Source organism: Flavobacterium sp., from assembly GCF_043778725.1.
In the GTDB taxonomy this organism is placed as follows: Bacteria; Bacteroidota; Bacteroidia; order Flavobacteriales; family Flavobacteriaceae; genus Flavobacterium.
Genome location: NZ_JAYWFT010000021.1, coordinates 1 through 17448 on the forward strand (window position 1 = coordinate 1; position 17448 = coordinate 17448).

Annotated in this window: 15 protein-coding genes, 1 tRNA gene and 1 pseudogene; 13 read left to right on the forward strand and 4 right to left on the reverse strand. The window is 32.5% G+C overall.

The features are described from left to right. Positions 1–79: 79 nt before the first annotated feature. The 3 genes from ACH2CG_RS02190 to ACH2CG_RS02200 form a co-directional block, all read right to left on the reverse strand. Positions 80–153: transfer RNA gene (locus tag ACH2CG_RS02190), tRNA-Asn, on the reverse strand. A 141-nt stretch (positions 154–294) separates the two neighbouring features. Continuing rightward, on the reverse strand, positions 295–1641 hold the full coding sequence (gene rseP / locus ACH2CG_RS02195) for an RIP metalloprotease RseP (RefSeq protein ID WP_395061754.1): 1347 nt from the start codon (positions 1639–1641) through the stop codon (positions 295–297). Positions 1642–1717: 76 nt separating this feature from the next. Further along, positions 1718–3634, reverse strand: a complete 1917-nt coding sequence (locus ACH2CG_RS02200; RefSeq protein WP_395061756.1) for a M1 family aminopeptidase — start codon at positions 3632–3634, stop codon at positions 1718–1720. Between the two features lie 178 nt (positions 3635–3812). Between ACH2CG_RS02200 and serS the strand changes: the two genes are divergently transcribed. From serS to ACH2CG_RS02255, 11 genes and pseudogenes are all read left to right on the forward strand, one after another. Beyond that, the gene (gene serS / locus ACH2CG_RS02205; protein ID WP_395061758.1) at positions 3813–5084 is read left to right on the forward strand and encodes a serine--tRNA ligase; all 1272 of its coding nucleotides are present in this window, start codon (positions 3813–3815) and stop codon (positions 5082–5084) included. Between the two features lie 103 nt (positions 5085–5187). Beyond that, entirely contained in the window at positions 5188–6963 is a 1776-nt protein-coding gene (locus ACH2CG_RS02210; RefSeq protein WP_395061760.1) for a tetratricopeptide repeat protein, read from the forward strand. 143 nt (positions 6964–7106) lie between these two features. Further along, entirely contained in the window at positions 7107–7430 is a 324-nt protein-coding gene (locus tag ACH2CG_RS02215; protein WP_395061762.1) for a DUF4286 family protein, read from the forward strand. Between the two features lie 265 nt (positions 7431–7695). Continuing rightward, positions 7696–8475: a 16S rRNA (adenine(1518)-N(6)/adenine(1519)-N(6))-dimethyltransferase RsmA gene (gene rsmA, locus ACH2CG_RS02220; protein WP_395061764.1), complete on the forward strand. Its 780-nt coding sequence runs from the start codon at positions 7696–7698 to the stop codon at positions 8473–8475. Continuing rightward, positions 8465–9814: a magnesium transporter gene (gene mgtE / locus ACH2CG_RS02225; protein WP_395061766.1), complete on the forward strand. Its 1350-nt coding sequence runs from the start codon at positions 8465–8467 to the stop codon at positions 9812–9814. The genes rsmA and mgtE overlap by 11 nt, the downstream gene beginning before the upstream one ends. A 213-nt stretch (positions 9815–10027) precedes the next feature. Then, positions 10028–10975, forward strand: a pseudogene (locus ACH2CG_RS02230) (2-hydroxyacid dehydrogenase); the annotation flags it as partial. Further along, positions 10955–11380, forward strand: a complete 426-nt coding sequence (locus ACH2CG_RS02235) for a VOC family protein (protein ID WP_395061782.1) — start codon at positions 10955–10957, stop codon at positions 11378–11380. The pseudogene ACH2CG_RS02230 and the gene ACH2CG_RS02235, both read left to right, overlap by 21 nt. A 55-nt stretch (positions 11381–11435) precedes the next feature. Continuing rightward, positions 11436–11774 carry a TM2 domain-containing protein gene (locus tag ACH2CG_RS02240; RefSeq protein WP_395061768.1) on the forward strand — a complete coding sequence of 113 codons (339 nt, stop codon included), beginning with the start codon at positions 11436–11438 and terminating at the stop codon, positions 11772–11774. Positions 11775–11776: 2 nt separating this feature from the next. After that, complete coding sequence (locus tag ACH2CG_RS02245; protein WP_395061770.1) at positions 11777–12181, forward strand: DUF2752 domain-containing protein; 405 nt, start codon at positions 11777–11779, stop codon at positions 12179–12181. Continuing rightward, positions 12181–12612: a hypothetical protein gene (locus ACH2CG_RS02250; RefSeq protein ID WP_395061772.1), complete on the forward strand. Its 432-nt coding sequence runs from the start codon at positions 12181–12183 to the stop codon at positions 12610–12612. The genes ACH2CG_RS02245 and ACH2CG_RS02250 overlap by 1 nt, the downstream gene beginning before the upstream one ends. Beyond that, positions 12609–13412, forward strand: coding sequence for a M48 family metallopeptidase (locus ACH2CG_RS02255; RefSeq protein WP_395061774.1), 804 nt, complete (start codon positions 12609–12611; stop codon positions 13410–13412). The genes ACH2CG_RS02250 and ACH2CG_RS02255 overlap by 4 nt, the downstream gene beginning before the upstream one ends. A gap of 180 nt (positions 13413–13592) precedes the next feature. On the opposite strand, the gene ACH2CG_RS02260 is transcribed toward ACH2CG_RS02255, so the two are convergent. Next, positions 13593–15392 carry a GNAT family N-acyltransferase gene (locus ACH2CG_RS02260; RefSeq protein WP_395061776.1) on the reverse strand — a complete coding sequence of 600 codons (1800 nt, stop codon included), beginning with the start codon at positions 15390–15392 and terminating at the stop codon, positions 13593–13595. 170 nt (positions 15393–15562) lie between these two features. On the opposite strand from ACH2CG_RS02260, the gene ACH2CG_RS02265 reads away from it, so the two are divergent. Beyond that, positions 15563–16324 (forward strand): exodeoxyribonuclease III, encoded by a 762-nt coding sequence (locus ACH2CG_RS02265; RefSeq protein WP_395061778.1) that lies wholly within the window; start codon positions 15563–15565, stop codon positions 16322–16324. A 303-nt stretch (positions 16325–16627) separates the two neighbouring features. Beyond that, the coding region (locus tag ACH2CG_RS02270; protein ID WP_395061780.1) for an OmpA family protein at positions 16628–17448 on the forward strand (821 nt) is incomplete at its 3' end.

The following is a 17448-nucleotide window of genomic DNA, read 5'->3' on the forward strand; positions in this document are numbered from 1 at the left end:
CAATTTCCAATCTAAATAAAGTAAATAAAAAGTTCACACATTATTGAAAATATACAGTTTCCTTCTTTGCTCATCTGCGCTCCCTCTCTTGGGCTCGAACCAAGGACCCTCTGATTAACAGTCAGATGCTCTAACCAACTGAGCTAAGAAGGAAACTGTATATTTTCAATAATGTGTGAACTTTTTATTTACTTTATTTAGATTGGAAATTGTATTTCTTATCTGCTAAGCGGTTGCAAATATAAAGCGTTTTTTATTTTTTGCAAACAAAAATTGATATTTTTTTTATTTTTTTTATTTGCCAACAATTGCTTTGTAAATGTCGTTTCCATTTGCAAATAAAAGTAATGATATAAGTAGAACAAAACCAACCAATTGGGCTTTTTCCATAAAGTTATCACTTGGTTTTTTACCCGAAATCATTTCGTATAATAAAAATACTACATGACCACCATCAAGTGCAGGAATAGGTAATAAATTCATTACTCCTAACATTATTGACAACAAAGCTGTGATGCCCCAAAATGCTTGCCAACTCCAAGTTGAAGGAAAAACGTTAAAAATAGCTCCAAATCCTCCAACACCTTTATAAGCACCAGTTTTAGGATTGAAAATTTTTTGTAATTGCCCACCGTAACTAATCAATTGATTTTTTCCTTTTTCAATTCCTACTGGAATAGATTCTGAAAAACTGTATTTTTGTTGTGTAAGTTTGAAATAACCTAATTTTTCTAAATTATCTTCTGTTAAAGTTCCTACTTGAAAGCCTAATTTCCCTTCTTTATTAATTTGAAGAGAAACGTTTGTGTTTTTTTCATCTCTAATTACTACCGCATTTATTCTTTTGCCTTTGTAAGCGTTTAAAACTAATTCCGCTTCATCAAAATATTTAATTGCTTTTCCATTTAAAGAAATTAAAATATCTCCAGCTTTTAATGTATTTTTATTTGGAGATTCATTTTGAAATTCTCCAACTACAAATGGCATCCGTAATTTGATTGCATTTTTTGTGTTTTCATCTATATTTTGTCCAATAAAATCAACAGGTAAATTAATTTCTATTTCTTTTCCGTTTCTATTAACTAAAACTTTTTTAGACATCAAAATATCTGAACTAATTGATGGAACAAATCGATCTATTTTTTTTCCATCAATTGAGACTATTTTATCACCTGTCTTAATACCTGCTTTTTCTGCAACCGGATTTGTTACCCAAATCCCATCTTTTAAATCATCATTTTTTATATATAAATCGCCATAAACATAGGTCATCCCAATGTAAATGATAAATGCCAAAATAAAATTTACAGTAACTCCGCCTAACATAATAATTAAACGCTGCCAGGTCGGTTTAGATCGAAATTCCCATGGTTGTGGTGGCAATGCCATTTGCTCTTTGTCCATGCTCTCGTCGATCATTCCAGATATTTTTACATAACCGCCAAGAGGAAGCCATCCTATACCGTATTCTGTTTCGCCAATTTTCTTTTTAAACAAAGAATATTTTACGTCAAAGAAAAGGTAGAATTTTTCTACTCGGGTTTTAAATAATTTGGCAGGAATAAAATGACCTAGCTCGTGAAGAATAATAAGTATTGATAAGCTCAGTAAAAACTGAGAAAGTTTAATTGCAAATTCCATTTTTAAAATTCAGTATTATTATAAAAAGCAAAAGTAAGGTTTTCGCCTTACTTTTTACCAAATATGTTGTTTATGCTTAATTTTTTATAATTTTTTTATGAAATACACCTTCAAGAGTTTCTATTTGAACAGTATATATACCATCGGAAAGACTTGTAATAGTAAAATCTAACGCGCTATTTTCTAGTACCATTTGACCAAGATTATTAAAAAGTTTTATTTTTTTAACTACCATATCTAGTGGCATTTGAATATGCAATTGGTCTGTTGCAGGATTTGGGTATATTTTAATGGCTTTGTCTTGTTCAAATAATTCATTAGAAAGTGTTGCAGTACTATTTTTTGAAATAATATTTTTTTCTGTATCAAATGCTACACCTGATACCAAAAACGGAACTGGAATTATAAATTCTTCGCCATTTGATACGTTATTTAAAACTACATTATAGGTTTGTCCAGATGCACTAGTTAGTGTAATTGGAACTGGCATTTCAAAAAAGTTTACAGAACTATTAGATTGTGTTTGGTTTATTGTTATTTTGGCTTGACCTAATCCCCAGTTATTAGCTGTAATTGAATAAATAGGATAGCCTTGATTATAAACCCAATCATTAAAAAATTCGGTTAGACTTTGTCCATATACTGTTTCTAGATGGTATTGAAGATCGGAAGTAACGGCATACTTGTAGGCTAAGTTTGTATCGGCTAAGTAATTTCTCATTCCTTGAAAAAACAGTGCGTCACCAAGTTTAAAACGAAGCATATTTATTACCATCGCTCCTTTATCGTAGGACAATCTACTACTAAAAATTCTATCAACATTTGTAGCTTCTGTAGCTGTTAAGTATACTGCACCACCTGTTTGTGATGTAATGTTGTTAATCATGTTTGCTTTTTCATTTATAAAAGCGCCACTTCCGTCAAAGTTCTCATATACTAGTGATGCAACATAGGTTGCAAATCCTTCATTGAGCCAAATATCTTTCCAGCTTCCACAAGTTATTTTATCGCCAAACCATTGATGTGCCATTTCATGAGCAATTAATTGTCTGTCAAATCCTACCATAAATGAAACTGTTGTGTGTTCCATTCCTCCGCCCCAACCAAATTCTGCATGACCATATTTTTCTGTATGAAATGGATATATTTCAAAAAGAGACTCGTAAAGTGCTAAAATCAATGGAGTTTGATCTAAATCTGTTTGAACTGAGGCTAAACTTTCAGGATAAATATAATTTATAATAGGATAAGTGTTAGGCGCAGTTCCTCCAACTTGGTTATAAACACTATAATTAGTGACGGCTATTGCAATTAAATAGGCAGGAATTGGATATCCGTGATGAAAATGAGTGGTTTTATTAGCGCCATTAATTACTGGTGTTGTAGTTTCAATTCCGTTAGAAACACTAACATATTGAGATGGTGCTGTGATAAAAACGTCAATACTATTTACTTTGTCATTTAAATCTTGTTTACACGGCCACCAATCTCTTGCGCCAAAAGGTTCAGATAATGTATAAATAACTGGTGTTCCATTGTGTGTGCTTCTTGTAAATGCTTGTTCTCCTGTTGCTGGTGCGCCAGAGTAATTGATTTCTAGTGTTTCTGTAGCTCCAATTGCTAATGTTGAAGGAAGTGTGATGACTAATTCATTACTAACTGTTTGAACAAAAGTTAAATTTACATTATTCTTTTTTACAGAGCTAACGGTTAATTGTTTTGTTAAATCAAATGTTACTGTTGACATGCTTGATAATGCCGTGAAAGTTGTTGTTACTTTTCCGGTTATTCCATAAACACTAGGGTTTACTGTAAACTCCAGCTTGTGGTAGGTAACATCGTAGTTTTGAGTATTAGGATTGGCCTGTATATTTATCAATTTTGATGCAGATTTCATTTCTGATTCAGCAATTTGATTTGACTTTATAGCGTTTTTTTGTGAAAACATCACAGTAGTGAAAAAAAGTATTACTAATAGGTAGTGTTTTTTCATGAGATTGGGTATTTTTTTGCGAATATAGTAATTAATGCGAATTAATAATTTAAAAATTTTATTAAAAAATTTTTAAATTGCTATTTTATATTGAGTTAAGCCCATAAAGATTAAATTTTACTTTATTCAATTAATAAAAATCAATTCCTTAAATTTGCCATCTTATAAATTTTAAGACATGTTACAGATAGCCTTTATTAGAGAGAATCAAGAGAAAGTAATTACAGCTTTAGCCAAACGAAATATGGATGCTAAAGTTCTTGTAGAAGAAGTGGTACAATTGGACGAAAGTCGAAGACACACACAATTAGAGATGGATAATACTCTTGCCGAATCCAATAAATTGTCTAAAGATATTGGCGATTTAATGAAAAATGGTGAAAAAGCTAAAGCCGAAATCTTAAAACTTAAAACAGTTTCGTTAAAAGAAAAAAGTAAAGAAGCCTCAGATAGACTAGACGTTTTAACTAATGAGTTAACTCAAAAAATGTATCTCTTACCCAATCTTCCTGCAGATATTGTTCCGTTTGGGAAAACACCAGAAGAAAATTTAAATGTTTTCGAGTCTGGTGAAGTGCCTGTTTTGCATGGTGAAGCATTGCCGCATTGGGAATTGGTAAAAAAATACGACATTATAGATTTTGAATTAGGTGTTAAAATAACAGGTGCAGGATTTCCAGTTTACAAAGGTAAAGGAGCTAAATTGCAACGTGCTTTAATTACCTATTTTTTAGATAAAAATACCGACGCAGGTTATCTAGAATACCAAGTTCCTCATTTAGTTAATGAAGCATCTGCCTATGGAACAGGGCAATTGCCAGATAAAGAAGGACAGATGTACCACGATGCAACAGACGATTTATATTTAATACCAACAGCCGAAGTGCCAGTTACCAATATTTTTCGTGATGTAATTATTGCCGAAAATGATTTGCCTGTTTTGTGTACAGGATATACGCCTTGTTTTCGTAGAGAAGCAGGTTCTTATGGTGCTCACGTTAGAGGATTAAATCGTTTACATCAATTTGATAAAGTAGAAATAGTTCGTGTTGAGCATCCAGATAATTCGTACAAAGCCTTAGACGGAATGGTAGAACACGTAAAAAACATATTGGACGAATTAAAATTACCTTACAGAGTTTTACGTCTTTGTGGAGGCGACATGGGATTTGCGTCAGCATTAACCTACGATTTCGAAGTGTTTTCTACAGCTCAAGACAGATGGTTAGAAATTTCATCTGTTTCTAATTTTGAAACTTTTCAAGCTAATAGATTAAAATTACGATTTAGAGATAAAGACGGAAAAAACCAACTTGCACACACATTAAATGGAAGTTCATTGGCGTTACCTAGAGTTCTTGCCGGAATTTTAGAAAATTATCAAACGCCAGATGGAATTGTAGTTCCAGAAGTGTTGCGCAAGTACACAGGGTTTGATATAATTAATTAAAAGATAATTTGCATGCCAGTAGGCAGGTCTTTTTAACATTTCATTGTACTAGATTGGCGCAAAATGTGTTACTTTGGTACATTGTTTTTTAATGCCAATTTTGATGAAAAAACTACTTACCTTACTATTTTTTGCAACAACGCTATTTGTTCAAGCACAATCAGAACAATTGGCGCAAAATTATTTTGACAGAGGTGAGTTTGAAAAAGCACAAATCGCTTACGATGAGTTACTAAAATCGCAACCCAATAATTTTAATTATTTTCAAAAAACGGTTGAATGTTTCCAGCAATTATCTCAATTTGATAAGGCAGAAAAAGCCATTCAAGAACGATTAGACAAATACAAACAAGGCAATTTCCTTGTAGAATTAGGCTATAATTTTCAACTCCAAAAAAACCAAGAGAAAGCCAATAAATATTACAATCAAGCATTAGATAGAATTAGAAAAAATGCCAATGAAGTATACCAAATTGCCTACGTCTTTGAACGAAAAGCATTGGTAGAATATGCACTGCAAGCCTATCAAATTGCAACAGAGTTAGATTCAAAATTAAATTTCAATTTTCAAATGGCATTGCTTTATGGTCAAAAAGGCGATATAGACATGATGATTGAAACTTTCTTGATAGAATCGTATAAAAATCCTCAAAATTTGGTAATGATTCAAAATCAGTTATCGCGATTTATGATTGAAGATACCGATGTTGCTTATAATGATGCCTTGAGAAAAGCATTACTTATTAGAATTCAAAAAACACAAGATATCTTTTGGAACGAATATTTAAGTTGGTATTATGTCCAGTTAAAAGATTACGGAAAAGCATTTCTTCAAGAAAAAGCAATTTATAAACGAAATCCCGAATCGTTTGCCAATATTGTAAACCTTGGGCAACTTGCTATTGAAGAAAATGACGAAACAGCAGCTACAGAAATATTAGGTTTTGTTCTAGAAAACACTAAAGATTTAGATTTATTGATTCGGGCACATTCCTATTTGATGGAAATGAAAATAAAAAAAGCACAACCAAAAGACTATGGAACTATCAACTTAGAGTTGGATAATTTAATTAAAGAATTCGGTGTTAGTCCATATACTTTATCTTTGTTAAACCTAAAAGCACATTTTGTAACTTTTAATTTGAAAGATGCCGAAACAGGAAAAACCATTCTGAAAAATGTTTTGGAAATGCCTATCAACAGAGAACAAATTGCCGAAACAAAAATGCAATTGGCAGACATTCTACTGTTTGAAGAAAAATTTAATCAAGCTTTAATTTACTATTCTCAAATAGAATCGGAAGGATTTAATAATCCTGTAGGTCAGATGGCCAATTTAAAAATTGCTAAAACTAGTTATTACAAAGGCGACTTTAAATGGGCAAACCACCAATTGGAAGTACTAAAAGCAGCATCAACACAATTAATTGCCAACGATGCTTTAGATTTATTTTTATTAATTTCAGACAACACCATAGAAGATTCTACACAAGTAGCTTTAAAGAAATTTGCTCGTGCCGATTTTTTACTCTTTCAAGATAAAAAACAAGATGCATTAACCGCTTTTCAAGCCCTATTAAAAGAAAATAAAGGCGACGCAATTGAGCCAGTAACGCTTTTAAGAATTGGAAAAATATACGAAAGTATGGGAGATACGGCATCGGCATTGGCTAATTATAAACAAATCTTAGACAATTTTAAAGAATGTATTTACATTGATGAAGCGCTATTTTATTCGGCAGAACTTTTCAACCAATTGAACGATGCCGAAAAAGCCAAACCACTTTATGAAGAAATAATTACCAAACACGAAGACAGTATTTACTATGTCACCGCACAAAAGAAATTTAGGAAACTTCGTGGAGATAAAGAAATTTAGTCAATAACAATATCAATTTCAAAAATCAATTTCAAAAGTCAATTTCAAAAGTCAATTTCAAAAATCAATTTCAAATTTTTTAGTACTTTAAATATTTTATCACTAGTGCAGTCAAGGTGCCAAAGTGCTCTAACAAACAAAATATGATATTATACAACGTTACAACAAACATAGACGAAACTATTAAACACCAATGGTTGCAGTGGATGCAAGAAAAACATATTCCCGAAATTTTAGCAACAGGAAAATTCTCATCGGCAAGATTGGTGCGTGTTTTAGTAGAAGAAGAAATGGGCGGATTAACCTATGCCGTTCAATACACAACCGATAGTAAAGAAACATTACAACGCTATTATGCAGAAGATGCGCCCAAGTTTAGAGCCGAAGGATTATCACTTTTTGGCGACAAAGCACTTGCTTTTAGAACTGAACTAGAATTTGTATCCGAGTTTTTTATGAATAATTAATTAGATTTAATTTATGGAAATTAGATTTCAATTTAAACAGGAAAGCAATAAACAACAACAGGATGATTTTTTAAAATTGTCTGGTGTAGAACATGTTTATGCTTCTCGGTGTTTGATGGAGCGAATGAGTTAATTTCCTGTGAAAAATAAAATTAATAATAATAAAGATAATTTTTTTATAGTGATTCCCTAAAAAAGGAAAATTAATATTTAACCAGATTTTAAAAAATCCTTAGAGACTTAGCGCCTTCGCGGCAAAAACAACATGGAAAAAGTAAAAGCCAAAAAACACCTCGGACAACATTTTCTTAAAGACGAATCTATCGCCAAAGCAATTGCTGACACCTTAAATCTTGAAGGATACGATGATTTGTTAGAAATTGGTCCAGGAATGGGAGTTCTAACTAAATATTTGTTGGAGAAACCAGTAAATACCTATGTGATTGAAATCGATACCGAATCGGTGACTTATCTAGATGAAAATTTTCCAAAATTAAAAGACAAAATAATCTCTAAAGATTTTTTAAGGTACAACATCAACGAAACTTTCGACGGAAAACAATTTGCCATCATTGGAAATTTTCCTTACAATATTTCAACCCAAATAGTTTTTAGAACATTAGAATACCGTAGTCAAATTCCAGAATTTGCAGGCATGTTTCAAAAAGAAGTTGCCGAACGAATTTGCTCTAAAAAAGGCAGTAAAGTTTATGGAATTCTATCCGTTTTAGCACAAGCATTTTACGATGTAGAATACCTTTTTACAGTAGATGAAACCGTTTTTATTCCACCACCAAAAGTGAAATCTGGCGTATTGCGAATGCGAAGAAAAGAAAATTTTACCTTGCCTTGCAACGAAAAAATGCTTTATACTGTAGTAAAAATGGCTTTTCAACAACGTAGAAAAACAATGAGAAATAGCTTAAAAGCATTAAATTTGTCCGATAATTTGAGAGAAGATAGTATCTTTGACCTTCGACCTGAGCAATTATCGGTAGAACAATTTATAGAACTCACCCAAAAAATAGAAGCCAATGCAGTTTAAAATCAGTAAAGAACTATTAGTTCAAATTGAGCAACTAATTCACGATAAAAACGATACCGAATTAGAAGTTTTATTGAATGACATGCACCATGCTGATATTGCAGAGATTTTTGACGAATTAGCTATTGAAGAAGCCATTTATATTTTTAATATTCTTGATAGTGAAATTACTTCTGAAATACTTCTTGAACTAGAAGACGACATTCGCGAAAAAATTCTTCACGGTCTCTCTGCTAAAGAGATTGCAGAAGAATTAGACGAAATGGATACTGATGATGCTGCCGATATTATTGCCGAACTTTCTCAAAGCAAGAAAGAAGAAGTAATATCAGAGCTTGAAGATCTAGAACATGCCAAAGACATCGTAGATTTACTTCGCTATGACGAAGATGAAGCTGGTGGTTTAATGGGAAAAGAACTAGTAAAAGTAAATGAAAACTGGAACGTACTTACTTGCGTAAAAGAAATGCGAAGCCAAGCAGAACACGTTACAAGAGTACATTCTATTTACGTTGTTGACGACGAAAACAGATTAAAAGGACGCTTGTCTCTTAAAGATTTATTGACTACTTCTACCAAAACAATGATAAGCGACGTTTACATAAAAAAAGTAGATTATGTAAAAGTAAACACACCCAATGTTGAGGTTGCCCGAATAATGCAAAAATACGACCTAGAAGCCATTCCAGTTGTAGACGAAATGGGACGATTAGTAGGTAGAGTTACCATAGACGATATCTTAGACGTGATCAAGGACGAAGCCGACAAAGATTACCAAATGGCTGCCGGAATAACACAAGACGTAGAAGCAGGAGATAGCGTTTTCGAAATGATAAAAGCACGTTTACCATGGCTTTTAATAGGTATGGTAATCGAGTTAATTGCCTCATTGGTTCTTAAAGAAAATCAAACCTCACAACAACAATATTCAACATTAATAATATTTGTACCCTTACTTTCTGCCACTGCAGGTAACATTGGCGTACAAGCATCGGCAATTGTAGTGCAAGGATTGGCTAACGGCTCGTTAAAGCAATTTAGTAAAAACTACTTTACTAAAGAGCTATCTGTAGCCATGATATCTGGATTAATAATTTCTTCTTTCCTATTTCTTTATCACTCCTTGATGTATGGTGAATATTTAGTAGGCTTAGCCATTTCATTATCAATGGTAGTTGTAATTCTTTTTGCAGCAACATTAGGAACATTAGTACCGCTATTTTTACACAAAAAGAAAATCGATCCAGCTATAGCAACAGGACCATTTATTACAACAACTAACGACGTTTTTGGAATCATGATTTATTTTGGAATAGCACGATTAATTTTAGGTTACTAATTTTTATCAGAAGCGAATCGTTCGAGCATCATTAAAAAACCATTTTCCAGCTTTACACTTGTAGTCACGAAAAAAAATCGTGAGCTACCGTTGCAATCTGGGCTATCCAGTTTTTGTCTTTTCCTTTTGTTTCAGTTTTCAAAAAATACTTATCTTTAACCAACAAATATAATCTAGCGAACTTTGCGAAAAGTTTTGCGCCTTTGCGGTAAAATGAAAAATATAAAAATCCTACACATCGATAGTAATCATCCGTTACTATGGAACCAACTTCAAGAAGCAGGCTTCACTAACGAAGAAGATTTTACTTCCTCCAAAGAAGAAATCGAAGCCAAAATCCACAATTATAACGGTATTGTAATTCGTTCCCGATTTAAAATTGACAAAACCTTTCTTGAAAAAGCAACCAATCTACAATTTATAGCTCGCGTTGGTGCCGGATTGGAAAGTATAGATTGTGATTATGCAATCGAAAAAGGTGTTCATCTTATTGCTGCACCCGAAGGAAATAGAAATGCCGTTGGCGAACATTCGCTTGGAATGTTATTGTCATTGATGAATAAATTAAACCGAGCAGACAAACTGGTACGCGAAGGAAAATGGATTCGTGAAGGCAATCGTGGTTATGAATTAGACGGCAAAACCATCGGATTAATAGGCTACGGAAACATGGGAAAATCATTTGCTAAAAAATTACGCGGCTTTGATGTAACCGTTCTATGCCACGATATTCAAGAAAATGTAGGTGATCAAAATGCCAAACAAGTTTCATTGAAAGAACTTCAAGAAAAAGCCGATGTACTGAGTTTGCACATTCCGTGGACGCCAGCAACCGATAAAATGGTAAATTCTAATTTTATTAATTCCTTTGCAAAGCCTTTTTGGTTCATCAACACTTCTAGAGGAAATAATGTAGTTACAAACGATTTAGTTTCAGCTTTGAAATCAGGAAAAGTGCTTGGTGCAGGACTAGACGTTCTTGAATATGAGAAACTATCTTTTGAAAATTTATTTATTGACACCGAAAAACCAGCTGCATTCCAGTATTTATTGCACTCAGAAAATGTTTTATTAACACCACACATAGCAGGTTGGACATTTGAAAGTCATGAAAAACTAGCACAAATAATTGGTAATAAAATTACCAAATTCTATTTTGGCGAAAGCCCTTTAGAAACTCAAACAAACCGAGTAACTGGTCTTGGTGGTTTTTTCTTTAAATCTCAAAATGCTAAAGAATTAGTCACCTGGTATGCCAAACATTTAGGGCTAAAAACCGACCAATACGGATCAACTTTCTGGTGGAAAGACAGCAATGGTATCGATTGTTCTACACAATGGTCGCCATTTACAGAAGATACAACCTACTTTCAACCCAGCGAAAAACAATTTATGATGAACTTTCGTGTAGCCAATTTGCAAGTACTTTTAGAAACTCTTAAACAAGAAGGTGTAACAATTGTAGGAGAAATGCAGACTTACGATTATGGAAAATTTGGTTGGATTCTAGACCCAGAAGGAAACAAAATTGAACTTTGGGAGCCAATTGACAGTGTTTTCCAATAATTTTTATATTTTAGACAATTCAAAACAAAAATAATTAACCAACAAACAAATTTTTATGGAATCTAATAAAGTAGATATGTTCATGATTGCCAATAGTAAATATTTTGAAAGCCATCATTTAAATGCAATAAGAGAGAAACTATTACAATTAGATGATTCCAAATGGCCGGTTGTACAAACTATGCAATTTAAAAGTCCAGACACAACACAACTATTATCAATTATGGGAGGACAATTGGGAATGGACCGTTTTTTTATTGGCGATACAGGTCTTGGAATAGCTAAATTACTAACTTGTGGTGGATTTTATATTTGGACTATCATCGATTGGTTTTCTATTTCGTCTGCTGCAAGAGAGAAAAATATGGAGACTTTTCAAAATTCTTTGTATTAAAAATGTCTAAAAATAAGTTATATTCTATTTTTTTGATAGCTTCTATCGCAGGATATGCTTATCTTTTTTATACTTTAAATTATTCCGAAAGTTCTCATTTTAGTGCTTGTATGATAAAGACTGCTACAGGTTATCCTTGTCCGTCTTGTGGCACAACTCGTGCTATTCAACTTCTTGTTCAAGAAAAATTTGTGGCATCACTATTGATGAATCCTTTCGGAATAATTGTTGCTATACTTATGCTAATTGTTCCTTTTTGGATAGTATTCGATTTGATAACTAAAAAAGAAACATTTTTTACTAATTATAAAAAAGCAGAGGCAATTATTAGAATTAAAGGACTAGCTATTGTCTTAATTGTTTTAGTTGTACTAAATTGGATTTGGAATATTTATAAACACTTATAATGCAAAACACAACATTTCCCTATAAACCATCAGACCATGAGTCGGAAAAAGCATCCAACAGTTATTTAATGTCTTTGGTTGCCTTAGTCGCAGGTTTACCATTACCCATTATTAACTTGATTGCTACATTTTTCTTTTTTATTGCCAATAGAAAAGGAACTTATTTTGTGCGTTGGCATTGCACACAAGCATTGGTTTCGCAAGCAGCTTTGTTGTGCATCAACAGCTTTGGTTTTTGGTGGACCATTTCAATCCTTTTTGGCGACGAGCATGTCAATAATCGCTATTTTGCATACCTATTTACAGCTTTTTGTTTCAATATTTTCGAATTTGCTTCCACCATTTACAGCGCGGTTCAAACTAGAAAAGGAAAACATGTGCAACAATGGTTTTTTGGAAATTTAACTAATTTAATTTGTAAGCCACAATGATAAATAAAACAATTTTTCAAGGATTAGTACTTATAGTTGTCTTTTTCGCAATGTGGTTTGGATTGTCCAAACTAGACTTTGTAGGATTTTTTCAAATAGAAAAACACACAACTTCTGCCGAAAATAAAATTGGCGATTTAATATGGGACCAAATACAAGAAACAGAAAACGTAGTTACCAACGATTCTTTAATTAAAACGTTAGATAAATTGATTTTGCCAATTTGCAAAGCCAATGGTATTAAACGCGATTCATTAAAAATTCATATTGTTAAAAAAGACGAAATAAATGCCTTTGCATTGCCAAACAATCACTTGGTAGTCTACACCGGATTGATAACTGACTGCAACAAACAAGAAGCTTTACAAGGCGTTATTGGTCATGAAATTGCACACATTGAAAACAATCATGTCATGAAAAAACTTTCTAAAGAAGTTGGATTATCTGTTTTAATTTCGGCAACAACAGGTGGAAAAGGTGGTGAACTATTGAAACAAATTTTAGGCACGTTATCTTCATCTGCATACGATAGAACTTTAGAAAAAGAAGCCGATATGGAAAGTGTTAAATACTTACTAAAAGCTGATATTAACCCAGAGCCAATGGCCGATTTCATGTTTCAGCTAGCCCAAAAACAAGAAGTTCCAGATGCTTTTTCTTGGATTTCAACCCATCCCGAATCTGAAGAGCGCGCCAAATATATTTTAGATTATCTTAAGGGTAAAAAGTTTAAAAAGATACAAACAATTACAGACGCAAACTGGAAATTGTTTCAAGAACAAGTAGAAAGGCTAAAGTAACTAAAAGAGCTAGATAATAAAAAAGCCCCAAAAAGTTATAGACTATTTGGGGCATTTTTAATTTTTTCATTGACAACTAAATCGCAATACTTCACATAATAAAATTTTTCTCTAATTGTTAACATACAAACCTTAAAGGTTTTTTTAACCTTCGAGGTTTAACATAAATACTAAAAACCTTTACTTTTCATTTAGCTTTCGTTCCAATTCGGCTTGAAATTCTTCCATAACAGGTTTCATAGTGCTTTCGGGAATATCGGCAATTCTTATGTACATTAATCCATCGATTGCATTGTTAAATAATGGGTCAACATTAAAAGCAACCAATCGTGCATTTTGTTTAATATACTTCTTGATAAGAACAGGAAGACGTAAACTACCTGGCTCTAACTCGTCTATAATTTTATCAAATTTATTTAAATCGGCTTCGGCTTCGTCAAATATAAAATCTTTATCGGCGTCTTTTAGTTTTACTTTAAATTCCTTTTTAGGATGTACATATTGTGCAATGTAAGGATCATAATAATTAGATTTCATAAACTCAATCATCAACGATTTAGAAAAATCTGTAAATTGATTGCTAATGCTTACACCGCCCAACAAGAATTTATGTTCAGGATAACGAAGCGTTGTATGAATAATTCCTCTCCAAAGCAAGAACAACGGCATTGGTTTTTGTTGGTAATCTTTAATAATAAATGCGCGACCCATTTCGATAGAATTTTGCATCATTTCGTGCAATTCACTTTCAAATCTAAACAAATCGTTCAAGTAAAAACCTTCCATTCCATATTTAGGAAATATCTCCGATCCCAATCCCATTCTGTATGCTCCAGCAACTTGCTTGGTTTCATCATCCCAAAGAAACATGTGGTGATAATATTGATCGTATTTGTCTAAATCAATAGATTCATTCGTTCCTTCGCCAACTTCTCTAAAAGTTATTTCGCGCAAACGACCAATTTCATGTAATACATTTGGTATTTTATTAGCTTCTGTAAAGAATACTTCATAATTCTTACTCTGCAATAATCTACAATCAGAATCTCTCAACTTGTTGACCTCGGCTACCATTTTTTCTTGATTGGCAGGCGTAGCAATTTGTTTCGGGCTTTTTGGCGCTTTTAAATTTGGAACAGAAAGAAGTTGCTTGCTTTCTTCATTAAAAGAATTGGCCAACATATAGGTTTTCTTTCTCAAAAATTCCGAATAATCATCAATAGTTAAATGTTCGTTTTGCTCGTTTACAGAAATAGGTTTTCCTATACGAACTTTAATAACTCTATCTTTTTGAGAAAACAATTCAGAGGGTAATTTGGCCGTTCTCATAGTGTCATCTATTTTAGAAAGAAAATAAAACAAACGACTATTTTTAGCATGAAAATAAATAGGAACAACAGGAACTTGGGCTTTTCTAATCACTTTTATAGCGCCTTCTTCCCAAGGCTTGTCAACTACAAGTTTGCCATCTTTATAGGTAGAAACTTCTCCGGCAGGGAACATTCCAAGAGGTTTTCCATCGCTTAAATGTCTAAAAGTTTCCTTTAATCCAATAACGCTAGATTTAACATCTTTATGGTTTTCAAACGGATTAACAGGCATTATGTATTTCTTTAAAGGCTCAATTCTGTGCAATAAAAAATTGGCAATAATTTTAAAATTAGGCTCTTTTTCAAGCATTAATTTCAATAATAAAACACCATCAATTCCTCCCAGCGGATGATTGGATATAGTGATATAGGCACCATCTTTTGGGAGCCGTTTTAAATCCTCTTCGGGAATTTCAAATTTTATTTCTAAATCTTTAAGTATCGCATTAAGAAATTCAACATCTTGCAAATGTTTATTTCTGTCATAAACTTTATTTAAAGTAGAAATTTTAAGTACTTTCATCAATATCCATCCAGCGAAAGTGCCTAAAACTCCATACTTGTCAGCGTTTATTGATTTTGCAACTTCTTTGGCAGTGACTAAACCCATTGAATTGTTTTTGGTTTTTGAACAAGAAACAAATATAGTAATTCTATTTGAAAGGAATTTTTAAAAAAAGCTTAATTATAAAAAAAGCTTAAACAAAACACATAATTTTAGATAAACCGAGTCTCATTTAATGTTTTTAATTACTTTTGAAAAACTATAAAAATTCAACAATGAAAATCATTTCTTATAATGTTAATGGCATTAGAGCTGCTATTACTAAAGGTTTTTTAGACTGGTTGCAACAAGCAAATCCCGATGTAATTTGTCTGCAAGAAATTAAGGCTCAAGAAGATCAAATTCCGATACTTCAAATTGCCGAAGCAGGTTATCCGTTTCAATATTATTTTCCAGCAGAAAAAAAAGGCTACAGCGGCGTAGCAATTTTGTCTAAAACCGAACCTAAAAATGTGGTTTATGGAACCGGAATTCAACACATGGATTTTGAAGGAAGAAATCTTCGAGCCGATTTTGATGATATTTCAATAATGAGCTTGTACTTGCCATCGGGAACCAATATTGATCGATTGGATTTCAAATTTCAGTACATGGATGAATTTCAAAATTATATCAACCATATAAAGAAAGACATTCCCAATCTTGTTATTTGTGGCGATTATAATATTTGTCACGAAGCCATAGACATTCATGATCCAATAAGAAATGCAACCGTTTCTGGATTTTTACCTTCCGAAAGAAAATGGATTGATGGTTTCATGAAATCAGGATTTATAGATAGTTTTCGCCATTTCAATAAAGAACCACACAATTATTCGTGGTGGAGTTATAGAGCAGGAGCAAGAGGAAACAATAAAGGATGGCGCATCGATTACAATTTAGTTTCAGAAAATCTAAAACATAGAATGACCAGAGCCATCATTTTGCCCGAAGCCAAGCATTCAGACCATTGTCCTATTCTAGTCGAGATTGATTAGAAGCTAATCGCGCTGTTCGTTTCAATATTTTTTACAAAAATTGGTTTTTTCTAAATTAAAGAAAGAGCTTCTATGGTCGCTTTTCTTCAATAAGAAAAAATACAATTTTTGTAAAAAATGATTTCCACTACCATCACGGCTAAAAATAAGTAGTAATAAATAAACACCAATTATTAAACTAAAAAACCTAAAACCAAATCTATAAAAGTTGTCAATAACAATGTCAATAACAATTTTTTTGCATAGATGAACTACCAGTTTGATACTCTAATTTTGATTCGATTCAAAAAAAATAAAAATAAGATGATTAAAAAAATTTCAATAGGACTATTAGTTCTAGCGCTTTCAACATCATGTGTTTCTAAGAAAATATATAATGATTTAGAAAATAAATTTGCAGACTTAAAAAAAGAAAACAGAAAATTAGCCGATGATAATGAAGGTTTAAATAAAACCAAAAATCAACTAGAAATAGATGGTACTAAACTAAAAGCCGATTACGATAAACTAAAAGCCGAACGTGATAAACTGCAAGCCGATTATACAGCGTCTGATAAAAATTTAAAAACACTACAAGCATCTTACAACGCTCTTGAAAAAGACAGCAATGAGGCTTTAACAGCCAACATCAATAAAAATAGAGAATTATTGGCCAAACTAGAAGCTAAAGAAAAATCTATGGCTGCCGAGCAAGACCGATTGAATAAATTAAAAGCCGACTTGGAAGCCAGTTCTAAACGCTTAAGCGAATTAGAATCCTACATCGCTGCCAAAGACGCAAGCATGAAAAAACTGAAAGAAACACTAATGAAATCCCTAAAAGCATTTGACGGAAAAGGATTAACTGTTCATGAAAAAGACGGAAAAGTGTACGTTTCAATGGAAAACAAATTACTGTTTCAAACAGGAAGTTGGGCTGTAGGAGCAGAAGGTAAAACAGCTGTTGTAGAAGTTGGTAAAGTATTGGCTTTAAATCCAGATTTGTCAGTGCTAATTGAAGGACATACAGACGATGATAAAATTTTAGGAAACATTGGTGGCGGAATAGAAAACAACTGGGATTTATCTACTAAAAGAGCTACTGCAATTGTAAATATTCTATCAGAAAATAAAGGCGTTAAAAA